Annotated in this window: 14 protein-coding genes; 10 read left to right on the top strand and 4 right to left on the bottom strand. The window is 51.1% G+C overall.

Features of this window, described 5'->3' with window-relative positions; genetic code table 11:
• Positions 1-21: 21 nt before the first annotated feature.
• Complete coding sequence (gene uxuA, locus IB196_RS07685) at positions 22-1,212, bottom strand: mannonate dehydratase (protein WP_005129262.1); 1,191 nt, start codon at positions 1,210-1,212, stop codon at positions 22-24.
• 202 nt (positions 1,213-1,414) lie between these two features.
• On the opposite strand from uxuA, the gene IB196_RS07680 reads away from it, so the two are divergent.
• From IB196_RS07680 to yejF, 9 genes are all read left to right on the top strand, one after another.
• Positions 1,415-2,881 (top strand): mannitol dehydrogenase family protein, encoded by a 1,467-nt coding sequence (locus tag IB196_RS07680; RefSeq protein WP_040230601.1) that lies wholly within the window; start codon positions 1,415-1,417, stop codon positions 2,879-2,881.
• A gap of 119 nt (positions 2,882-3,000) precedes the next feature.
• The gene (locus IB196_RS07675; protein WP_188232057.1) at positions 3,001-3,987 is read left to right on the top strand and encodes a GTP-binding protein; all 987 of its coding nucleotides are present in this window, start codon (positions 3,001-3,003) and stop codon (positions 3,985-3,987) included.
• 34 nt (positions 3,988-4,021) lie between these two features.
• Positions 4,022-4,735, top strand: coding sequence for a phosphatase PAP2 family protein (locus tag IB196_RS07670; RefSeq protein WP_005129267.1), 714 nt, complete (start codon positions 4,022-4,024; stop codon positions 4,733-4,735).
• A 413-nt stretch (positions 4,736-5,148) separates the two neighbouring features.
• The gene (gene mepS, locus IB196_RS07665) at positions 5,149-5,718 is read left to right on the top strand and encodes a bifunctional murein DD-endopeptidase/murein LD-carboxypeptidase (protein WP_040230600.1); all 570 of its coding nucleotides are present in this window, start codon (positions 5,149-5,151) and stop codon (positions 5,716-5,718) included.
• Between the two features lie 182 nt (positions 5,719-5,900).
• A complete protein-coding gene (locus tag IB196_RS07660) occupies positions 5,901-7,460 on the top strand; it encodes a cyclic di-GMP phosphodiesterase (RefSeq protein WP_149691479.1) in 1,560 nt (519 codons plus the stop codon).
• A gap of 100 nt (positions 7,461-7,560) precedes the next feature.
• On the top strand, positions 7,561-9,375 hold the full coding sequence (locus tag IB196_RS07655) for an extracellular solute-binding protein (RefSeq protein WP_155021340.1): 1,815 nt from the start codon (positions 7,561-7,563) through the stop codon (positions 9,373-9,375).
• On the top strand, positions 9,376-10,470 hold the full coding sequence (locus tag IB196_RS07650) for a microcin C ABC transporter permease YejB (protein ID WP_040230596.1): 1,095 nt from the start codon (positions 9,376-9,378) through the stop codon (positions 10,468-10,470).
• Positions 10,470-11,495 carry an ABC transporter permease gene (locus tag IB196_RS07645; RefSeq protein ID WP_005129278.1) on the top strand — a complete coding sequence of 342 codons (1,026 nt, stop codon included), beginning with the start codon at positions 10,470-10,472 and terminating at the stop codon, positions 11,493-11,495. The genes IB196_RS07650 and IB196_RS07645 overlap by 1 nt, the downstream gene beginning before the upstream one ends.
• Position 11,496: 1 nt before the next feature.
• Entirely contained in the window at positions 11,497-13,086 is a 1,590-nt protein-coding gene (gene yejF / locus IB196_RS07640; protein ID WP_149691477.1) for a microcin C ABC transporter ATP-binding protein YejF, read from the top strand.
• Between the two features lie 3 nt (positions 13,087-13,089).
• Here the strand turns inward: yejF and IB196_RS07635 are convergent, their stop codons facing one another.
• The 3 genes from IB196_RS07635 to rsuA form a co-directional block, all read right to left on the bottom strand.
• The gene (locus tag IB196_RS07635) at positions 13,090-13,434 is read right to left on the bottom strand and encodes a YejG family protein (RefSeq protein ID WP_087051313.1); all 345 of its coding nucleotides are present in this window, start codon (positions 13,432-13,434) and stop codon (positions 13,090-13,092) included.
• 333 nt (positions 13,435-13,767) lie between these two features.
• Entirely contained in the window at positions 13,768-14,958 is a 1,191-nt protein-coding gene (locus IB196_RS07630; protein WP_040230595.1) for a Bcr/CflA family multidrug efflux MFS transporter, read from the bottom strand.
• 15 nt (positions 14,959-14,973) lie between these two features.
• Complete coding sequence (gene rsuA, locus IB196_RS07625; RefSeq protein WP_005129288.1) at positions 14,974-15,681, bottom strand: 16S rRNA pseudouridine(516) synthase RsuA; 708 nt, start codon at positions 15,679-15,681, stop codon at positions 14,974-14,976.
• A gap of 151 nt (positions 15,682-15,832) precedes the next feature.
• On the opposite strand from rsuA, the gene IB196_RS07620 reads away from it, so the two are divergent.
• The gene (locus IB196_RS07620) at positions 15,833-17,593 is read left to right on the top strand and encodes a DEAD/DEAH box helicase (RefSeq protein ID WP_188232056.1); all 1,761 of its coding nucleotides are present in this window, start codon (positions 15,833-15,835) and stop codon (positions 17,591-17,593) included.
• Positions 17,594-17,669: the final 76 nt, after the last annotated feature.

Raw genomic sequence — 17,669 nt, 5'->3', positions numbered from 1 at the left:
TATCGCCTGGTGTTGAGCGAATTACAGCAGATCGCGGAACTGCGTTTTTTTCAGCGCCAGCTCCACGCCGCGAACTTCTGCCAGCCCTTTCAGGCGACCAATCGCGGAGTAGCCCGGATTCGTTTTCTTGTGCAGATCATCAAGCATCTGATGCCCATGATCCGGGCGCATTGGGATCGGACGCAAATCACCCACTTTCTTACGGCGTTGCTCTTCACTCAAAATGGCTGCCACCACCGATACCATATCCACATCGCCCTGCAAGTGTGCGCCTTCGTGGAAGGTTTTCGGGTTTTCTTCACGGCAGGTTGAACGCAAGTGTGTGAAGTGAATACGATCGCCAAAGGTCTCAATCATTTTTACCAGATCGTTATCGGCGCGCACGCCGTACGAACCGGTACACATAGTGAAACCGTTATTGATACTATCAACTGTTTCTTTCAGCCATTGCATATCTTCAATGGTCGACACGATACGTGGCAGACCGAGGATTGGCCGTGGCGGATCGTCAGGATGCACTGCCAGACGTACGCCAACTTCCTCAGCAACAGGCACAATCGCCCGCAGGAATACCGCCATATTATTGCGCAGATCGTCTTTGCTGATGCCGTCATATTCAGCAAGACGCGCGCGGAACTGATCCAGCGTATATCCCTCTTCGGCACCAGGCAGGCCAGCGATAATGTTGCGGGTCAGCTTTTCAATGTCGGCAGCGGTCATTGCATTGAAGTAATCCAACGCCTGACGCTGCTCTTCAGCGGTGTAATCGGCTTCTGCACCCGGACGTTGCAGAATGTGCAATTCAAAAGCCGCGAACGCAATCTGGTCAAAACGCAGTGCTTTGGATCCATCCGGTAACTGATATTCAAGGTCGGTACGCGTCCAGTCGAGGATCGGCATGAAGTTGTAGCACACAGTATCAATACCGCAGGTCGCCAGGTTACGAATACTTTGCTGGTAGTTTGCAATCCACGTCTGATATTGGCCGGATTGTGTTTTGATATCTTCGTGGACGGGGATGCTTTCCACCACCGACCAGGTCAGCCCTTTTTCGGCCAGAATCGCCTGGCGCTTTTGAATTTCTTCTACGGGCCACACTTCACCGTTTGGAATGTGGTGCAAGGCGGTCACAACACCCGTTGCGCCAGCCTGCCGCACATCATCAAGCGATACTGGATCGTTTGGTCCGTACCAACGCCAGGTTTGTTCCATTGCTTCACCTCACAAGTTGTTATACCAAATTAACCGACTTTTATGACGACTACCATACAGGCATCCGCTATACGATCAACACATCGCCCATCATTGATTGATCCAGCTCACATTACCCGGATAAATGAGGCACACCAATTCAATTTGTTGTCATATAACTTTATACTGCCATTGTTAATTAATGGTTAATCAGGTGTATTTAATGAAGACTATTGCCTCAGCGTCTCTTGCGGAAAATGTCGTGATGCCTCAGTACGATCGCCAACAGCTAAAAACGCGGATCGTACATTTTGGTTTCGGTGCATTTCATCGTGCCCATCAGGCGTTATTGACCGACCGGGTGCTAAATTCGCAGGGCGGAGACTGGGGAATTTGTGAGATCAGCCTGTTCAGCGGCGACCGGTTGATGAGCCAGCTACGCGAACAGGATCATTTATTTACCGTGCTGGAAAAAGGTGCGGCCGGCAACCAGCCGATTATCGTCGGAGCCGTCAACGAGTGCCTGAATGCAAAGCTGGATTCACTGGCGGCTATTATCGAAAAATTTTGCGAGCCTCAGGTCGCGATTGTCTCGTTAACCATTACGGAAAAAGGCTACTGTATTGATCCTGCCACGGGGTCACTCGATATCGCTAACCCGCGCATTATTCACGATCTGCAAGTACCGCATGAACCCCATTCTGCACCGGGTATTATTGTTGAGGCACTACACCGCCGACGTCAACGTGGGCTGCAACCGTTTACCGTCCTCTCCTGTGATAACATCCCGGACAACGGTCATGTGGTAAAAAACGCCGTACTGGGAATGGCGGAGAAACGCTCACCTGAACTGGCTAACTGGATTCGAGAGCACGTCAGTTTCCCGGGAACCATGGTAGACCGGATTGTCCCGGCAGCGACTGAAGAATCACTGGATGAAATTGCCCGCGAATTAGGCGTGGCAGACCCTTGCGCAATCAGCTGCGAGCCGTTTATTCAGTGGGTCATTGAAGACCATTTTGTCAGCGGCCGTCCGCAATGGGAAATGGCCGGTGTACAGATGGTTGATGACGTTTTGCCGTGGGAGCAAATGAAACTGCGGATGCTGAACGGTAGCCATTCGTTTCTCGCTTACCTCGGTTATCTGGCGGGATTCCAGCATATCAGCGACTGTATGCAGGACAGCGCATTTCGCGAAGCGGCTCATCGCCTGATGCTCAGCGAACAAGCCCCGACGCTGCGCATCACCAACGTTGATTTAGACCAGTATGCCGACAGCCTGCTGGAACGCTTTGCCAATCCGGCGCTGAAACATAAAACCTGGCAAATCGCGATGGATGGCAGCCAAAAATTACCCCAACGTATGCTGGACGGGATTCGCGTTCATTTAGCACGCCAAAGCGAGTGGCCGCTGCTGGCGCTCGGCATTGCGGGCTGGATGCGCTACGTAAGCGGGATTGATGATTCAGGTGAAATTATCGATATTCGTGACCCGATGAGTGACAAAATCCGCACTATCGTCGAACAGAGTACGGAATCAGAACGCGTCAGCGCGCTGCTTTCACTGCACGAAATCTTTGCCACTGACCTCGCACAGAACCCACGCTTCGTCGATACCGTAGAAAGAGCCTGGCAACGTATCGCCCAATACGGTGCACATCAGGCGGTCATCGAGACGTTAAAAAGTTAACGATTTCTGTCATTAAACAGGACGAAGTTCGTCTTCGTCCTCTCTGCGCTTCTCTTTTCCCCCGTTTTTCGCCAGGATTGTTAAAAGCCATCACGGTAATTTATGAATCTGGAGTAAACGTGACTAAAACCAATCTCATCACGGGTTTTCTTGGCAGTGGCAAAACCACATCTATTCTTCATCTATTGGCCAACAAAGATCCCGCAGAGAAGTGGGCCGTTCTGGTCAATGAGTTTGGCGAAGTGGGTATCGACGGCGCGCTGCTCGCCGACAGCGGCGCAATGCTCAAAGAGATCCCCGGCGGCTGTATGTGCTGCGTTAATGGTTTGCCCATGCAGGTTGGTCTCAATACGCTGTTACGTCAGGGAAAACCGGATCGACTGCTGATTGAGCCCACCGGTCTCGGGCATCCCAAACAAATTCTGGATTTACTCACCGCGCCGGTTTACGAACCGTGGATCGACTTGCGCGCAACGATCTGTATCCTTGATCCGCGCCTGTTGCTGAATGAAAAAAGCGTCACGAATGAGAATTTCCGCGATCAGTTGGCCTCTGCCGATATTATCGTTGCCAATAAATCCGATCGTGCCACGACAGAAAGCGAAACTGCTCTGCAAACCTGGTGGCAGCACTACGGCGGTAACCGCCAGTTAGTTTATGCCGATCATGGACAGATCGACGGACACTTACTGGATTTGCCCCGACTGAATCTGACGGAGCTTCCCTCCAGTGCGGCACATACTCACCAGCATGCTGATAAAAAAGGGCTGGCAGCACTAAGCCTGCCTGCGCAGCAACGCTGGCGTCGCAGTCTGAACAGCGGTCAGGGGCATCAGGCCTGCGGCTGGATTTTTGACGCTGACACGGTGTTCGATACCATCGGCCTGCTGGAATGGTCACGTCTCGCCCCTGTCGGCCGCGTGAAGGGAGTGATGCGTATTAAAGAGGGGCTGGTGCGTATCAATCGTCAGGGTGAGGACTGGCATATTGAGACCCAAAACGTCGCCCCTCCAGATAGCCGCATTGAACTCATCTCCGATACCGAGACCGACTGGAATGCATTACAGAGTGCATTGTTGAGGCTTCGTTTAGACGCTGGCGCGTAAGGTTGCCTCCGTTTTATGGCAATGGTAGACGACGATGAAAACCCGATACCCACTAATACTCCTGCTTAATATTGCTGGTCTGGCGCTGTTTTTGTCCTGGTACCTTCCACACGGTCATGGGCTCTGGTTTTCTCTTGATTCGGGCATCTTCCACTTCTTCAATCATAAGCTGGTTGAGAGCCCGCTGTTCCTGTGGATTGTCGCGGTCACCAATAACCGGGCATTTGACGGCTGTTCATTATTGGCGATGGGCGCATTAATGCTGAGTTTTTGGTTAAAAGAAACGCAGGAAGGTCGTCGTCGTATTGTGGCGATTGGGCTGGTGATGCTGCTTACAGCGGTGATATTAAACCAACTGGGCCAGGCGCTTATTCCGGTTAAGCGCGCCAGCCCCACCCTCACGTTCGATAATATTAATCGCGTCAGCGAGCTGCTGCATATTTCAACAAAAGATGCGTCCAGAGACAGTTTTCCTGGCGATCACGGTATGATGCTGCTTATTTTTTCCGCATTTATGCTACGTTATTTCGGAAAAGTCGCAGGAATAATCGGCCTTATTATCACTGTGGTTTTTGCCTTTCCACGCGTAATGATCGGCGCACATTGGCTCACAGATATCGTGGTAGGTTCAATGACCGTCGTATTGATTGGCTTGCCCTGGTGGTTAATGACGCCATTAAGCGACCGCCTGGTTACGCTGTTTATTCATTATCTTCCCGGCAAAAATAAACAATTTTTAAACAAATAACGCAAAGTAATTAACATCATCAGGAATGCTTCTGATTTCCTGATGATATCTGCCAGGAAATTATCCTTCTGACTGTCATTCTCCTGTCATATTATTCCTGTTTAAAATGAATGAATTGCGTGTTTTTCACTCTATCTGTTCTTAATTTAGCCAATGCAGTTTATTCACTTTCTGTATCACTTTTTCTTATAAGAAATCACATAAAATCACTCGCAATGACCGGAGCGATCGGGTAATCTCAGACTCGTTTTGCCTCGCAGGATAATTGTTCACTATAAGAATAAATTTGTGCGTTCTGCCACAGATTTGACCTTAAAGAATTGTCTCATCATGCGTTGGTAATTAGTCTCGTCACGTTTGGCATTTTTTATAACGATATTTATCGTTAAGGACTTCAAGGGAAAACAAACAAAATGGTCAAATCTCAACCGATTTTGAGATATATCTTGCGGGGGATACCCGCGATAGCAGTTGCGGTTCTGCTTTCTGCATGTAGCACATCGAACACCGCGAAGAATATGCATTCTGAGACGCATGCTGTGGGTAATGGAGATAACTCTTCACTGCAAGCCTCTCAGGATGAATTTGAAAGTATGGTACGTAATATCGATGTTAAATCACGTATTATGGATCAATACGCTGACTGGAAAGGCGTGCGTTACCGCCTTGGCGGCAGCACTAAAAAAGGCATTGATTGCTCAAGCTTCGTACAGCGTACATTCCGCGAGCAATTTGGTTTAGAGCTTCCGCGCTCAACCTACGAGCAACAGGAAACGGGCAAATCCGTTTCGCGCACTAATCTGCGCACAGGCGATCTGGTTCTGTTCCGTGCGGGTTCCACCGGCCGTCACGTCGGTATCTATATCGGCAATAACCAGTTTGTACATGCCTCGACCAGCAGTGGCGTTATCATTTCCAGCATGAACGAGCCTTACTGGAAAAAACGTTACAACGAAGCTCGCCGGGTCCTGAGCCGCAGTTAATTTCGTTTGGCAGCTATCCCTTGGCTATCCTGATGAGACTTATCAAAAGCACTGCTTCGGCAGTGCTTTTTGCGTTGCGCTATATTTAAGAAAAATCTCACCATACGAATCAATCCAGGTTATAGTTTTACAGATCAAGCAGTTTAATAATAAGCAAATACCCCAGGTAAACATAAGGAACTATGTTCAGACGTCCCTCATCTTCCAGTCGAAATGTCCTTTTTACCTGTATTTTTACGGGGGTAGTCGTCGCGGTACTTGTCAGCACCCTGCAGTTTGTTGCCACCTGGCACAAACGAGATGTTAAGTACGAAACGCTTCTTTCCGATATCGATTCTTACATCAGCAGTTACCTCTCAGACCTCAAAAGCACAACAGATTCCCTGCAGCCGCTGGTCTCATACAATTGCCAACAAGTTGCCGCCAGGCTGACCGCCAGCGCAGCGTTTAACCTCAATGTACGCGCTTTTTTATTGGTAAAAGATGGTATTGCTTTCTGCTCCTCCGCAACTGGCGCGATGGACTCGCCTATTCTGTCGCTGGTTCCGAAGCTGGATCTCAAGCAAAATATCGATGTGGAATTACTGTCCGGTACCCCGATGATGCCGGACAATCCAGCGATCATGATTTGGCAGCGGAATCCTTCATTTAAGAATAGTGGCGTGTTTTCCTCACTGAATATCAATCTGGCGCCTTACCTGCTCTATACCGCCCGAGAAGATGATTTTGACGGTCTTGCAATTATTGTTGGTGATACCGCTATCACGACATTTTCATCCCAACTGATGGACGTTTCCGCGCTTCCGGAAACCACCTGGCGCCAGACAACGCTGAAAGGGATCCCGATGAAGATCCGGCTATACGCGCAAGAGTGGACGTACACTGACGTCTGGTATGCCGTCATGTTGGGATGTATGGCCGGGATCATGACCGGGTTGCTTTTGTGGTACTACAACTACGCCGTTCGTTTACGCCCGGGAAAGGATATTCTCAACGCTATCAAGCACGATCAGTTTTATGTGGTCTACCAACCGGTCGTTGAAATGCAGACGCTGGAAGTAAAAGGCGTAGAAGTATTGTTACGCTGGCGCCACCCGACAACAGGTGAGATCCCGCCAGATGCGTTTATTCACTACGCTGAATCACAGCAAATGATCGTGCCGCTGACGCAGCATCTGTTCAAACTGGTGGCCCGTGATGCCCCCGCATTAAAAAAAGTGTTACCGCAAGGCGCAAAGCTCGGGCTCAACATCGCCCCAACGCACCTGCATGGTGAGAGCTTTAAAGACGATATTCAGCGCCTGAACGCCTCCCTGCCACCACACCATTTCCAGGTTGTACTCGAAATCACCGAACGCGATATGCTCAATCAGCATGAAGCATCAAAGTTATTTGAATGGCTACACGCTGCCGGATTCGAAATTGCCATTGATGATTTCGGCACCGGCCATAGCGCACTCATTTATCTGGAACGCTTTACCGTTGACTATCTGAAAATCGACCGAGGATTTATCAACGCTATTGGGACAGAAACGCTAACGTCTCCGGTACTGGATGCGGTGTTGACACTGTCTAAGCGTCTTAATATGCTGACGGTTGCCGAAGGGGTAGAAACGCCTGAGCAAGCCCGATGGCTGCGCGATCGCGGGGTTCATTTCTTCCAGGGATACTGGATCAGTCGCCCATTAGTGCTTGATGATTTTGTACGTTGGATGGCGCAATCCGATAAGCCAACGTGGTGATCGCACCAGGCGATTTATATATTTTCATTCGCCATCCCAACCGCTATTTCTCAGGCAAGAAGCCTGTCGGGTTGTGACAGGACAAGGAAACCTCTGTGATATGATTCCTCGCGTACTGCTTCTGTTTATCGCCCTTATCGGGTTTAACGTTCATGCCCAATCCATCAAAGAAAGCTACGCCTTTGCCGTGTTGGGCGACCCCAAGTACGCGTTTAATTTTAATCACTTTGATTATGTTAACCCCGCGGCCCCTAAAGGCGGGCAGCTCACCCTCTCTGCCCTTGGTACCTTCGACAACTTCAACCGCTACTCGATGCGCGGCAACCCTGGCGCACGCACCGAAACGCTCTACGATACGCTGTTTACCACCTCGGATGACGAACCCGGCAGCTACTACCCGCTCATCGCTGACAGAGCGCGTTACGCCGATGATTACTCGTGGGTAGAAATCGCGATTAATCCGCGGGCCCGTTTTCACGATGGTTCACCCATTACCGCACGCGATGTCGAATTCACCTTCCATAAATTTATGACCGAAGGCGTACCGCAGTTTCGTCTGGTCTACAAAGGAACAACGGTAAAGGCAATTGCCCCGTTAACAGTGCGAATTGAACTCGCCAAACCGGGTAAAGAGGATATGCTCAGCCTGTTTTCCTTACCCGTTATGCCCGAAAAGTACTGGAAAGATCACAAGCTCAGCGACCCCTTGTCATCTCCACCACTTGCCAGCGGCCCTTATCGCATCAGTCAATGGAAAATGGGCCAGTACATTGTTTATTCGCGCGTTAAAGATTATTGGGCGGCAAACCTGCCCGTCAATCGCGGGCGCTGGAACTTTGATACCCTCCGCTACGATTACTATTTAGATGATAACGTCGCTTTTGAAGCATTTAAGGCTGGAGCGTTCGACCTGCGACTTGAAAACGATGCAAAAAATTGGGCAACCCGTTATACCGGTAAGAATTTCGCCAATCATTACATTGTCAAAGACCAACAAAAGAATGAGTCCGCGCAGGACACTCGATGGTTAGCCTTTAATATTCAACGTCCAATGTTTAGTGACCGACGTGTACGGGAAGCGATTACGCTGGCCTTCGATTTCGAATGGATGAATAAGGCCCTGTTTTATAATGCCTGGAGTCGGACAAACAGCTATTTCCAGAACACCGAGTATGCAGCCAGAGGTTATCCCGATGCGGATGAACTGGTGATCCTCGCGCCATTGAAAAAAGAGCTGCCACCGGAAGTCTTCAGTCAAATCTATCAACCACCGATGTCGGAAGGCGATGGCTACGATCGTGAAAACCTGTTGAAAGCCGATACGTTACTCCAACAGGCGGGATGGATACTAAAAGGGCAACAACGGATAAATATCACCAGCGGTAAACCGCTGACCTTCGAGTTATTACTCCCGGCAGGCAGCAACAGCCAGTGGGTATTGCCATTCCAGCACAACCTGCAACGGTTAGGTATTACGATGAATATCCGCCAGGTCGATAACTCGCAAATCACTAACCGTTTGCGCAGCCGTGACTATGACATGATGCCCAGGCTCTATCGCGCAATGCCGTGGCCAAGCTCAGACCTGCAAATTCTGTGGGCCTCTGAATATATAGACTCCAGCTATAACGCGCCCGGTGTGCAAAGCCCGGTCATTGATAAACTGATTAGCCAGATCATTGCCGCACAAGGGAATAAAGCCAAACTGATCCCGTTGGGGCGGGCACTGGACCGGGTATTAACCTGGAACTACTACATGTTGCCGATGTGGTACATGGCAGAAGATCGTATCGCCTGGTGGGATAAGTTTTCGCATCCGGCTATCCGCCCGATTTATACCATTGGCATCGACAACTGGTGGTATGACGTCAACAAAGCGGCGAAACTGCCCGCAGCCAGACGGCAGGGAGAATAAATGGGTGCTTATCTGATTCGACGTCTGCTGCTGGTGATCCCCACGCTCTGGGCCATCATTACTATCAACTTTTTTATCGTACAGATAGCACCTGGCGGTCCTGTTGAGCAGGCCGTCGCCGCCATTGAGTTCGGACAAAGCGGTGCGTTGCCCGGTGCGGGCAGCGAAGGTGTTCGCGCCAGCCACGCGCAAACCGGCGTTGGGAATATCAGCGACAGTAACTACCGTGGCGGTCGGGGCCTTGACCCGGAGGTTATTGCGGAAATTACCCGTCGCTACGGATTCGATAAACCCATTCATGAACGCTATTTCAAGATGCTCTGGGACTATATCCGTTTTGATTTTGGCGACAGTCTGTTCCGCAGCGCCTCTGTTCTTACGCTAATCAAAGACAGCCTCCCGGTGTCCGTTACCCTGGGGCTGTGGAGTACGCTTATCATCTATCTGGTGTCGATACCGCTTGGGATCCGCAAAGCGGTTCACAATGGCAGCCGGTTTGATGTCTGGAGCAGCGCATTTATTATTATTGGCTATGCCATTCCGGCCTTTCTGTTTGCCATTTTGCTGATCGTTTTTTTTGCCGGGGGCAGCTATTACGACCTGTTCCCGCTACGTGGGCTCGTGTCCGCTAACTTTGACGCCCTGCCATGGTATCAAAAAATTACCGATTATCTGTGGCACATTACTCTGCCAGTGCTGGCAACCGTGGTGGGTGGGTTCGCCGCGCTGACCATGCTGACTAAAAACTCATTTCTGGATGAGGTACGTAAGCAATATGTCGTTACTGCGCGTGCCAAAGGCGTTAGTGAGAAAAATATTCTATGGAAGCATGTGTTCCGCAATGCCATGTTGCTGGTAATCGCAGGATTTCCCGCCACATTTATCAGTATGTTTTTCACCGGTTCACTGCTGATTGAAGTGATGTTTTCACTTAATGGTCTGGGATTACTGGGGTATGAATCTACCGTATCGCGCGACTACCCGGTGATGTTCGGCACACTCTACATCTTCACCCTGATCGGCCTGTTGCTCAATATCCTCAGTGATATCAGCTATACGTTGGTCGATCCTCGTATTGATTTTGAGGGACGCTAATGTCGCGATTAAGCCCCGTCAATCAGGCCCGCTGGGCGCGTTTTCGTCATAACCGCCGCGGCTACTGGTCATTATGGATTTTTTTGGTGTTGTTTGGCCTGAGCATGTGTTCCGAGCTGATCGCTAATGATAAGCCGCTGTTGGTACGCTATGACGACAGCTGGTATTTCCCTCTGGTTAAAAACTACAGTGAGAGCGATTTCGGCGGCCCGTTAGCAACAAAGGCTGATTATCAGGATCCGTGGCTGCAACACCGTCTGGAGAGCCGGGGTTGGATACTATGGGCCCCCATCCGGTTCGGCGCTACCAGCATCAACTTTGCCACCGATAAGCCCTTCCCCTCTCCCCCCTCTGCGCAAAACTGGCTGGGTACTGACGCAAATGGTGGTGACGTGCTGGCGCGTATCCTTTACGGCACCCGCATCTCAATTCTGTTTGGCTTGATGCTGACCCTGTGTTCCAGCGTCATGGGGGTGATGGCCGGCGCGCTACAGGGCTATTATGGCGGTAAGGTAGACCTGTGGGGACAACGGTTCATCGAAGTGTGGTCCGGTATGCCAACGCTGTTTCTGATTATTTTGCTATCCAGCGTCGTTCAACCTAACTTCTGGTGGCTATTAGCTATCACCGTGCTGTTTGGCTGGATGAGCCTGGTTGGCGTGGTACGCGCGGAATTTCTGCGCACCCGAAACTTTGATTACATTCGCGCAGCGCAAGCGCTCGGGGTTAGCGATCGCAGTATTATTCTGCGCCATATGCTACCGAATGCGATGGTTGCCGCCCTGACCTTTTTACCGTTTATTTTATGCGCCTCGATAACGACCCTTACCTCGCTGGATTTTCTTGGGTTTGGCTTACCGCTTGGCTCGCCATCGCTGGGAGAACTCCTGTTACAGGGTAAAAACAACCTGCAGGCGCCGTGGCTTGGCATCACCGCGTTCATCTCCGTTGCCCTGCTATTATCGCTACTGATCTTTATTGGTGAAGCGGTACGCGACGCATTTGATCCCAATAAGGCGATTTAAGATGACACAACCTCTGTTAGCTATTGAGAATTTATCAGTCGGTTTTCGTCAACAAGATAGCGTACGCACTGTAGTCAATACACTCTCTTTGCGCGTTGATGCCGGGCAAACGCTGGCGCTGGTGGGTGAATCCGGTTCAGGTAAAAGCGTCACCGCGCTTTCGGTGTTGCGTCTGTTACCCACGCCGCCCGCGGTGTACCTCTCCGGTGATATCCGCTTTCACGGTGCATCATTACTTCACGCTAACGAGCAGACGCTTCGCGGTGTACGGGGAAATAAAATCGCCATGATTTTCCAGGAACCAATGGTGTCGTTGAACCCATTGCATAACCTTGAAAAACAGCTCTATGAAGTCCTGTCTTTGCATAGGGGAATGCGTCGGGAAGCCGCACGGGCAGAAATTCTGACCTGTCTGGATCGTGTAGGCATTCGCCATGCAGCGAAACGCCTTACAGATTATCCGCACCAGCTTTCCGGCGGTGAGCGCCAGCGCGTAATGATTGCTATGGCGCTGTTAACCCGCCCGGAGCTGCTAATTGCCGACGAACCCACAACCGCGCTGGATGTCTCTGTGCAGGCGCAAATTTTGCAACTGCTGCGGGAGTTGCAGCGTGAGCTGAACATGGGATTGCTGTTTATCACTCATAATCTCAGCATCGTGAGAAAGCTGGCCGATTCCATTGCCGTCATGCAGAACGGTCAATGCGTTGAACAAAACCGTGCCGAGCCACTGCTTGCCGCGCCAACCCATTCCTACACACAGAAACTGTTAAATAGCGAACCCTCCGGCGATCCAGTCCCTTTACCCGCCGGACAGCCGCCATTACTGGAAGTGAATGGGCTCAGGGTCGCCTTTCCTGTACGCAAAGGTATCCTCAAGCGCGTGGTGGATCATAACGTGGTGGTTAACAACGTCAGTTTTACCCTCAGACCCGGTGAAACTCTGGGACTGGTGGGCGAATCAGGATCCGGGAAAAGTACCACCGGTCTGGCGTTGCTGCGATTAATCACATCACAAGGCAGTATTGTGTTCGATGGTCTGGCGCTGCATACCTTAAATCGTCGCCAACTGTTGCCAATACGCCACCGCATTCAGGTGGTCTTTCAGGATCCCAACTCTTCACTGAATCCGCGTTTGAGCGTATTACAAATTATTGAAGAGGGATTGCGCGTTCACCAGCCAACGCTTTCCGCTGAACAGCGTGAAGCGCAGGTAAAAGCAGTGATGGCTGAAGTCGGACTCGATAGCGAAACCCGCCATCGTTATCCTGCAGAGTTTTCCGGTGGTCAACGCCAGCGCATAGCCATTGCCAGGGCATTGATTCTGAAACCCTCGCTGATCATTCTGGATGAGCCGACATCCTCGCTCGACAGAACCGTACAGGCGCAAATCCTCACGCTGTTAAAGTCCTTACAGGAAAAGCATCGCCTGGCTTATATTTTTATCAGCCATGATTTACACGTTGTACGTGCGCTATGCCATCAGGTAATTGTGTTGCGGCAGGGAGAAGTCGTGGAACAGGGGCAATGCGAGCACGTATTTAACGCGCCACAACGGGCCTATACGCGTCAGTTGCTCGCGCTAAGCTGACGCTCAAAACGGATTGTTGTTTGAAAACGGTTCTGCGATGGCCACGCCGAAATTTTTCAGCCTGCAGGTCGCGGCAAACTCATCCTGGCGATTCACAAACAGGCACGGTTCCCCTTCACATTCCAGTACGGAACAAGGAACTTCAATATCGCTAAGTGCCTGGCTGAGTTTATGCATGACTGACCACGCACTGTCACCATCAGGGCTAAGCAATTTGAGGGCCACCAGGCTGTTCTCATTGCTCTGACCGTTGTGCGGAATCGGTTCAACCTTTGAACCTGCGAAACCCACCGACCAACGATAGCACTGCGGCAGACGATGAACGATTGAGAGTTGTAATGTCATCACTTTCTTTCCCTGGAAGCACAATCACTTCACAATTATTTTACATCAATATTAACACATCATTGACAATACGTCTTTAGACAGTTGGTAAACGTTTACACCCAGTCTTTATGCCGCTTTCCGAATCCACTATTTAAATTTATTCAACGGTTCAGGCATGTTTCCGCGCTATATGTACTCGTTTCTGCGATCTAACTCAACCTTTTTAACTACAATGATGTGACTTTTTACATAAATTGATTTTACATAAAATAAACATAAGCGGGGAAAATGATAGATTTGCGGTTGATATACATCAACTCCGGAGGCCTTATGCCCCCCAGGTTGTGTAATAGATCACCGTTTTTTGGCGCGACTGGCGTAGAGATAGAAGAGAATTGAGCTGGTGGCGCAAAATGCAATCGACCAAATCATTGGCCAGGCTGAGTTAAAGGTTGCCAGAGATAACAGCGCCCCAACAATCGCGCCGATGCCAAAACGAAACGTCCCCGCCAACGATGAGGCCGTCCCGGCCATGTGTGGAAACTCATCCAGAATGACCGCCATCGCATTTGATGACACCATCGACACACAGCCTACAAACGCCGCAACACCGACAACCAGTGCCCAGAATCCAATCCCGAATAGCGCGCTGAATACCATCCAGCCCGCCATCACAAACTGGATCCACAGGCCAGTACGGAACATATTTAGTGCACCAACCCGCCGAACAAAGCGGCTGTTGATGATGGTCATCACGAACAGGAACACAATATTCAGCGCGAAGTAATAGCCGAAATTCTGCGGTGAAACGTGGTTGATCTCAATGTAGACAAAAGGTCCGGCGCTCAGGAATGAGAACATCCCGGCAAAGCTGAACCCACTGGCCAGCATGTAACTCAGGACGCGCTTGTGGCGAAACAGCGAGGCAAAGTTGCCCAGAGTAGTACGCAAGCGAAACGGCTGACGACGCTCAACGGGCAAGGTCTCTTTGATCAGCGTAAGGATCATCACCGACGCCAGAATAGCCGCCACGGCGAGGATCCAAAAGATGTAGTGCCAGCTCAGCCACACCAACACCCAGCCACCGATAATCGGCGCCATTAATGGCGCAATTGTCGTCACCAGCATGACGAATGACATCATGCGCGAAAACTCTTCTTTCGGATAGATATCACGCATCAGGGCGTTGATAACCACGCTCGCCGCCGCGGCCGCCAGGCCGTGGAAGAAACGCATCACGATCAGTTGATCGATGGTTTGCGCCAGCGCGCAGGCCACTGCCGCCGCCGCAAACACCAGCGTCCCGCCCAGTATCACCGGTTTACGCCCGATGCTGTCGGCCATCGGACCATAGATCAACTGCCCCACCGCGAACCCCAGAATATAGGTACTGAGGGTCATTTGCGCGCTACCTGCTGGCACACCAAACTGTTCAGAGATAACTGGCAGCGCCGGAAGATACATATCAATCGACAACGGCATCAACATGGCTAACAAGCCAAGGATAAAGACAATGGCAATTGACGAGTTCTGCCGGGTGGTCACATTTAGCTCCTGAAATTAACGCGGGGTTAAGTTAACGCTGGCGATTTCTTCTTCGGTCAAAAGACGGTATTCACCCGGTGCCAGATCATCATCAAGCCTGATGTCACCAATCCGTTCGCGGTGCAGTTCCACAACGTGGTTACCCACGGCGGCAAACATACGTTTAACCTGATGATAGCGCCCTTCGCTGATGGTCAAGCGCACCTGAGTTGGCGTAATGACTTCCAGCACGGCCGGTTTGGTCAGGTCTTTCTCATTATGCAACTGTACACCATGGGCAAACTGTTCAGCGGTATCATCTGCCACCGGCGATTCCAGCGTCACCAGATAGGTTTTCTCACAATGGTGGCGTGGCGAAGTGATCCGATGCGACCACTGTCCGTCATCGGTCATCAGCACCAGTCCGGTGGTGTCGATATCCAGACGCCCTGCCGCATGCAGTTTGTGCGCGACAGGCTCATCAAGAAAATAGAGCACCGTCGGGTGATCCGGGTCATCCGTGGAGCAAACATAGCCCTGAGGCTTATTCAGCATAAAATAGCGTGGGCCAGTCTGTTGAACCAGAGAATTGCCGTCATATTCAACGTCATGTTCTGGCAGCAGCTTAAAAGCGCTATTTCTGACGATTTCGCCGTCGACGGTAACACGGTTACCACGGATCTCACGCCCGGCAATAGCGCGGCTGACGCCGAGTTGCTGAGCGATAAATTTATCAAGTCGCATGAGTGTGATTTTGCCTGTAACAATACGGAAATCGGGCGTTATGCCCGAAAAGTGGAGCCGTTTTCCGCTCAGTATAACGAGCTAACAACTTCCCTCAAGGGAAAAAGATTCGTGGCATACTATACGCGAGACTGTTACATATTGTGAGCCCATGATTTTTACTCTTCGTCCTTACCAAAAAGAAGCCGTGGATGCCACGCTCAACCATTTTCGCCATCACCGCACTCCGGCAGTTATCGTCCTCCCCACAGGCGCAGGCAAAAGCCTGGTGATTGCTGAACTGGCGCGGGTTGCACGTGGGCGCGTATTGGTGCTGGCGCACGTCAAAGAGCTGGTCGCGCAAAATCATGCCAAGTACTGCGCTCTGGGGCTGGAAGCCGATATTTATGCGGCAGGTCTGAAGCGTAAAGAGAGCCACGGGAAAGTGGTATTTGGCAGCGTACAGTCGGTGGCGCGTAATCTGGATGCCTTTCAGGGAGAATTCTCCCTGCTTATCGTCGATGAATGCCATCGCATTGGCGATGATGAAGAGAGTCAGTATCAGCAAATCCTCACTCACCTGACCAACGTAAATCCCCACTTACGACTGCTCGGGCTTACCGCCACGCCTTTTCGTTTGGGCAAAGGCTGGATTTATCATTTCCATTATCACGGAATGGTACGCGGCGATGAAAAAGCGTTATTTCGCGATTGCATTTATGAATTGCCGCTGCGCTACATGATTAAGCACGGTTATCTGACGCCGCCGGAACGCCTCGATATGCCGGTCGTACAATATGATTTCAGCCGCCTGCAGGCGCAGAGTAATGGCCTGTTCAGTGAAGCCGACCTTAATAAGGAGCTGAAAAAACAACAACGCATAACACCGCATATCATCAGTCAGATTGTCGAGTTTGCTCAGACGCGCAAAGGGGTAATGATTTTCGCCGCTACCGTTGAGCACGCCAAAGAGATTGTCGGCCTGCTGCCCGCTGATGATGCCGCGCTTATCACCGGAGAGACACCGGGATCGGAACGTGATGTATTAATCGAAGACTTCAAAGCGCAGCGCTTTCGCTATCTGGTGAATGTGTCGGTCCTGACCACTGGCTTCGATGCCCCGCACGTCGACCTTATCGCCATTCTGCGCCCGACCGAGTCAGTTAGCCTTTACCAACAAATTGTCGGTCGTGGGTTGCGCCTGGCGCCGGGGAAAACCGACTGTCTGATCCTCGATTACGCTGGCAACCCGCACGATCTGTACGCCCCGGAAGTGGGTGCGCCGAAAGGAAAAAGTGACAACGTTCCGGTACAGGTGTTCTGTCCTGCCTGCGGCTTTGCCAACACCTTCTGGGGCAAAACAACGGCCGACGGCACGCTGATTGAGCACTTTGGCCGCCGCTGTCAGGGATGGTTTGAAGATGATGACGGCCATCGCGAACAGTGCGATTTTCGTTTCCGTTTTAAAAACTGCCCGCAGTGCAACGCGGAAAATGACATCGCCGCCCGCCGCTGCCGCGAGTGCGACACAGTACTGGTTGACCCGGATGACATGCTGAAAGCCGCGCTCAGGCTTAAAGATGCGCTGGTTCTGCGCTGCAGCGGGATGGCGCTACAAAATGGTCAGGATGAAAAAGGCGAATGGCTAAAAATTACCTATTACGATGAAGATGGCGCCGACGTCAGCGAACGCTTTCGCCTGCATACTCCCGCGCAGCGTACAGCCTTCGAGCAACTGTTTATTCGCCCGCACACCCGAACGCCTGGCATTCCCTTACGCTGGATAACCGCCGCTGATATCCTCGCCCAGCAGGCACTGTTACGTCATCCTGATTTCGTGGTGGCGCGCATGAAAGGTCAGTACTGGCAGGTGCGTGAAAAGGTCTTTGATTACGAAGGTCGTTTCCGGCGGGCACATGAATTACGCGGTTAATCGTACTTTTGATTGATGTACCAGCCGTTTGAGTATAGAATCTCGCCCGCTTTTGCATACGCAAAGCAGATCACTT

Source organism: Citrobacter sp. C6_1 (genome assembly GCF_014596835.2).
Classification (GTDB): domain Bacteria; phylum Pseudomonadota; class Gammaproteobacteria; order Enterobacterales; family Enterobacteriaceae; genus Citrobacter; species Citrobacter pasteurii.
This window is presented reverse-complemented; position numbering and strand designations above follow the sequence as displayed.

Excerpts from the sequence above, each read along its gene's own strand:
- uxuA (WP_005129262.1), bottom strand. The coding sequence starts at position 1,212 with ATGGAACAAACCTGGCGTTGGTACGGACCAAACGATCCAGTATCGCTT.
- IB196_RS07680 (WP_040230601.1), top strand. The coding sequence starts at position 1,415 with ATGAAGACTATTGCCTCAGCGTCTCTTGCGGAAAATGTCGTGATGCCT.
- IB196_RS07670 (WP_005129267.1), top strand. The coding sequence starts at position 4,022 with ATGAAAACCCGATACCCACTAATACTCCTGCTTAATATTGCTGGTCTG.
- mepS (WP_040230600.1), top strand. The coding sequence starts at position 5,149 with ATGGTCAAATCTCAACCGATTTTGAGATATATCTTGCGGGGGATACCC.
- IB196_RS07660 (WP_149691479.1), top strand. The coding sequence starts at position 5,901 with ATGTTCAGACGTCCCTCATCTTCCAGTCGAAATGTCCTTTTTACCTGT.
- IB196_RS07655 (WP_155021340.1), top strand. The coding sequence starts at position 7,561 with ATGATTCCTCGCGTACTGCTTCTGTTTATCGCCCTTATCGGGTTTAAC.
- IB196_RS07650 (WP_040230596.1), top strand. The coding sequence starts at position 9,376 with ATGGGTGCTTATCTGATTCGACGTCTGCTGCTGGTGATCCCCACGCTC.
- IB196_RS07645 (WP_005129278.1), top strand. The coding sequence starts at position 10,470 with ATGTCGCGATTAAGCCCCGTCAATCAGGCCCGCTGGGCGCGTTTTCGT.
- yejF (WP_149691477.1), top strand. The coding sequence starts at position 11,497 with ATGACACAACCTCTGTTAGCTATTGAGAATTTATCAGTCGGTTTTCGT.
- rsuA (WP_005129288.1), bottom strand. The coding sequence starts at position 15,681 with ATGCGACTTGATAAATTTATCGCTCAGCAACTCGGCGTCAGCCGCGCT.
- IB196_RS07620 (WP_188232056.1), top strand. The coding sequence starts at position 15,833 with ATGATTTTTACTCTTCGTCCTTACCAAAAAGAAGCCGTGGATGCCACG.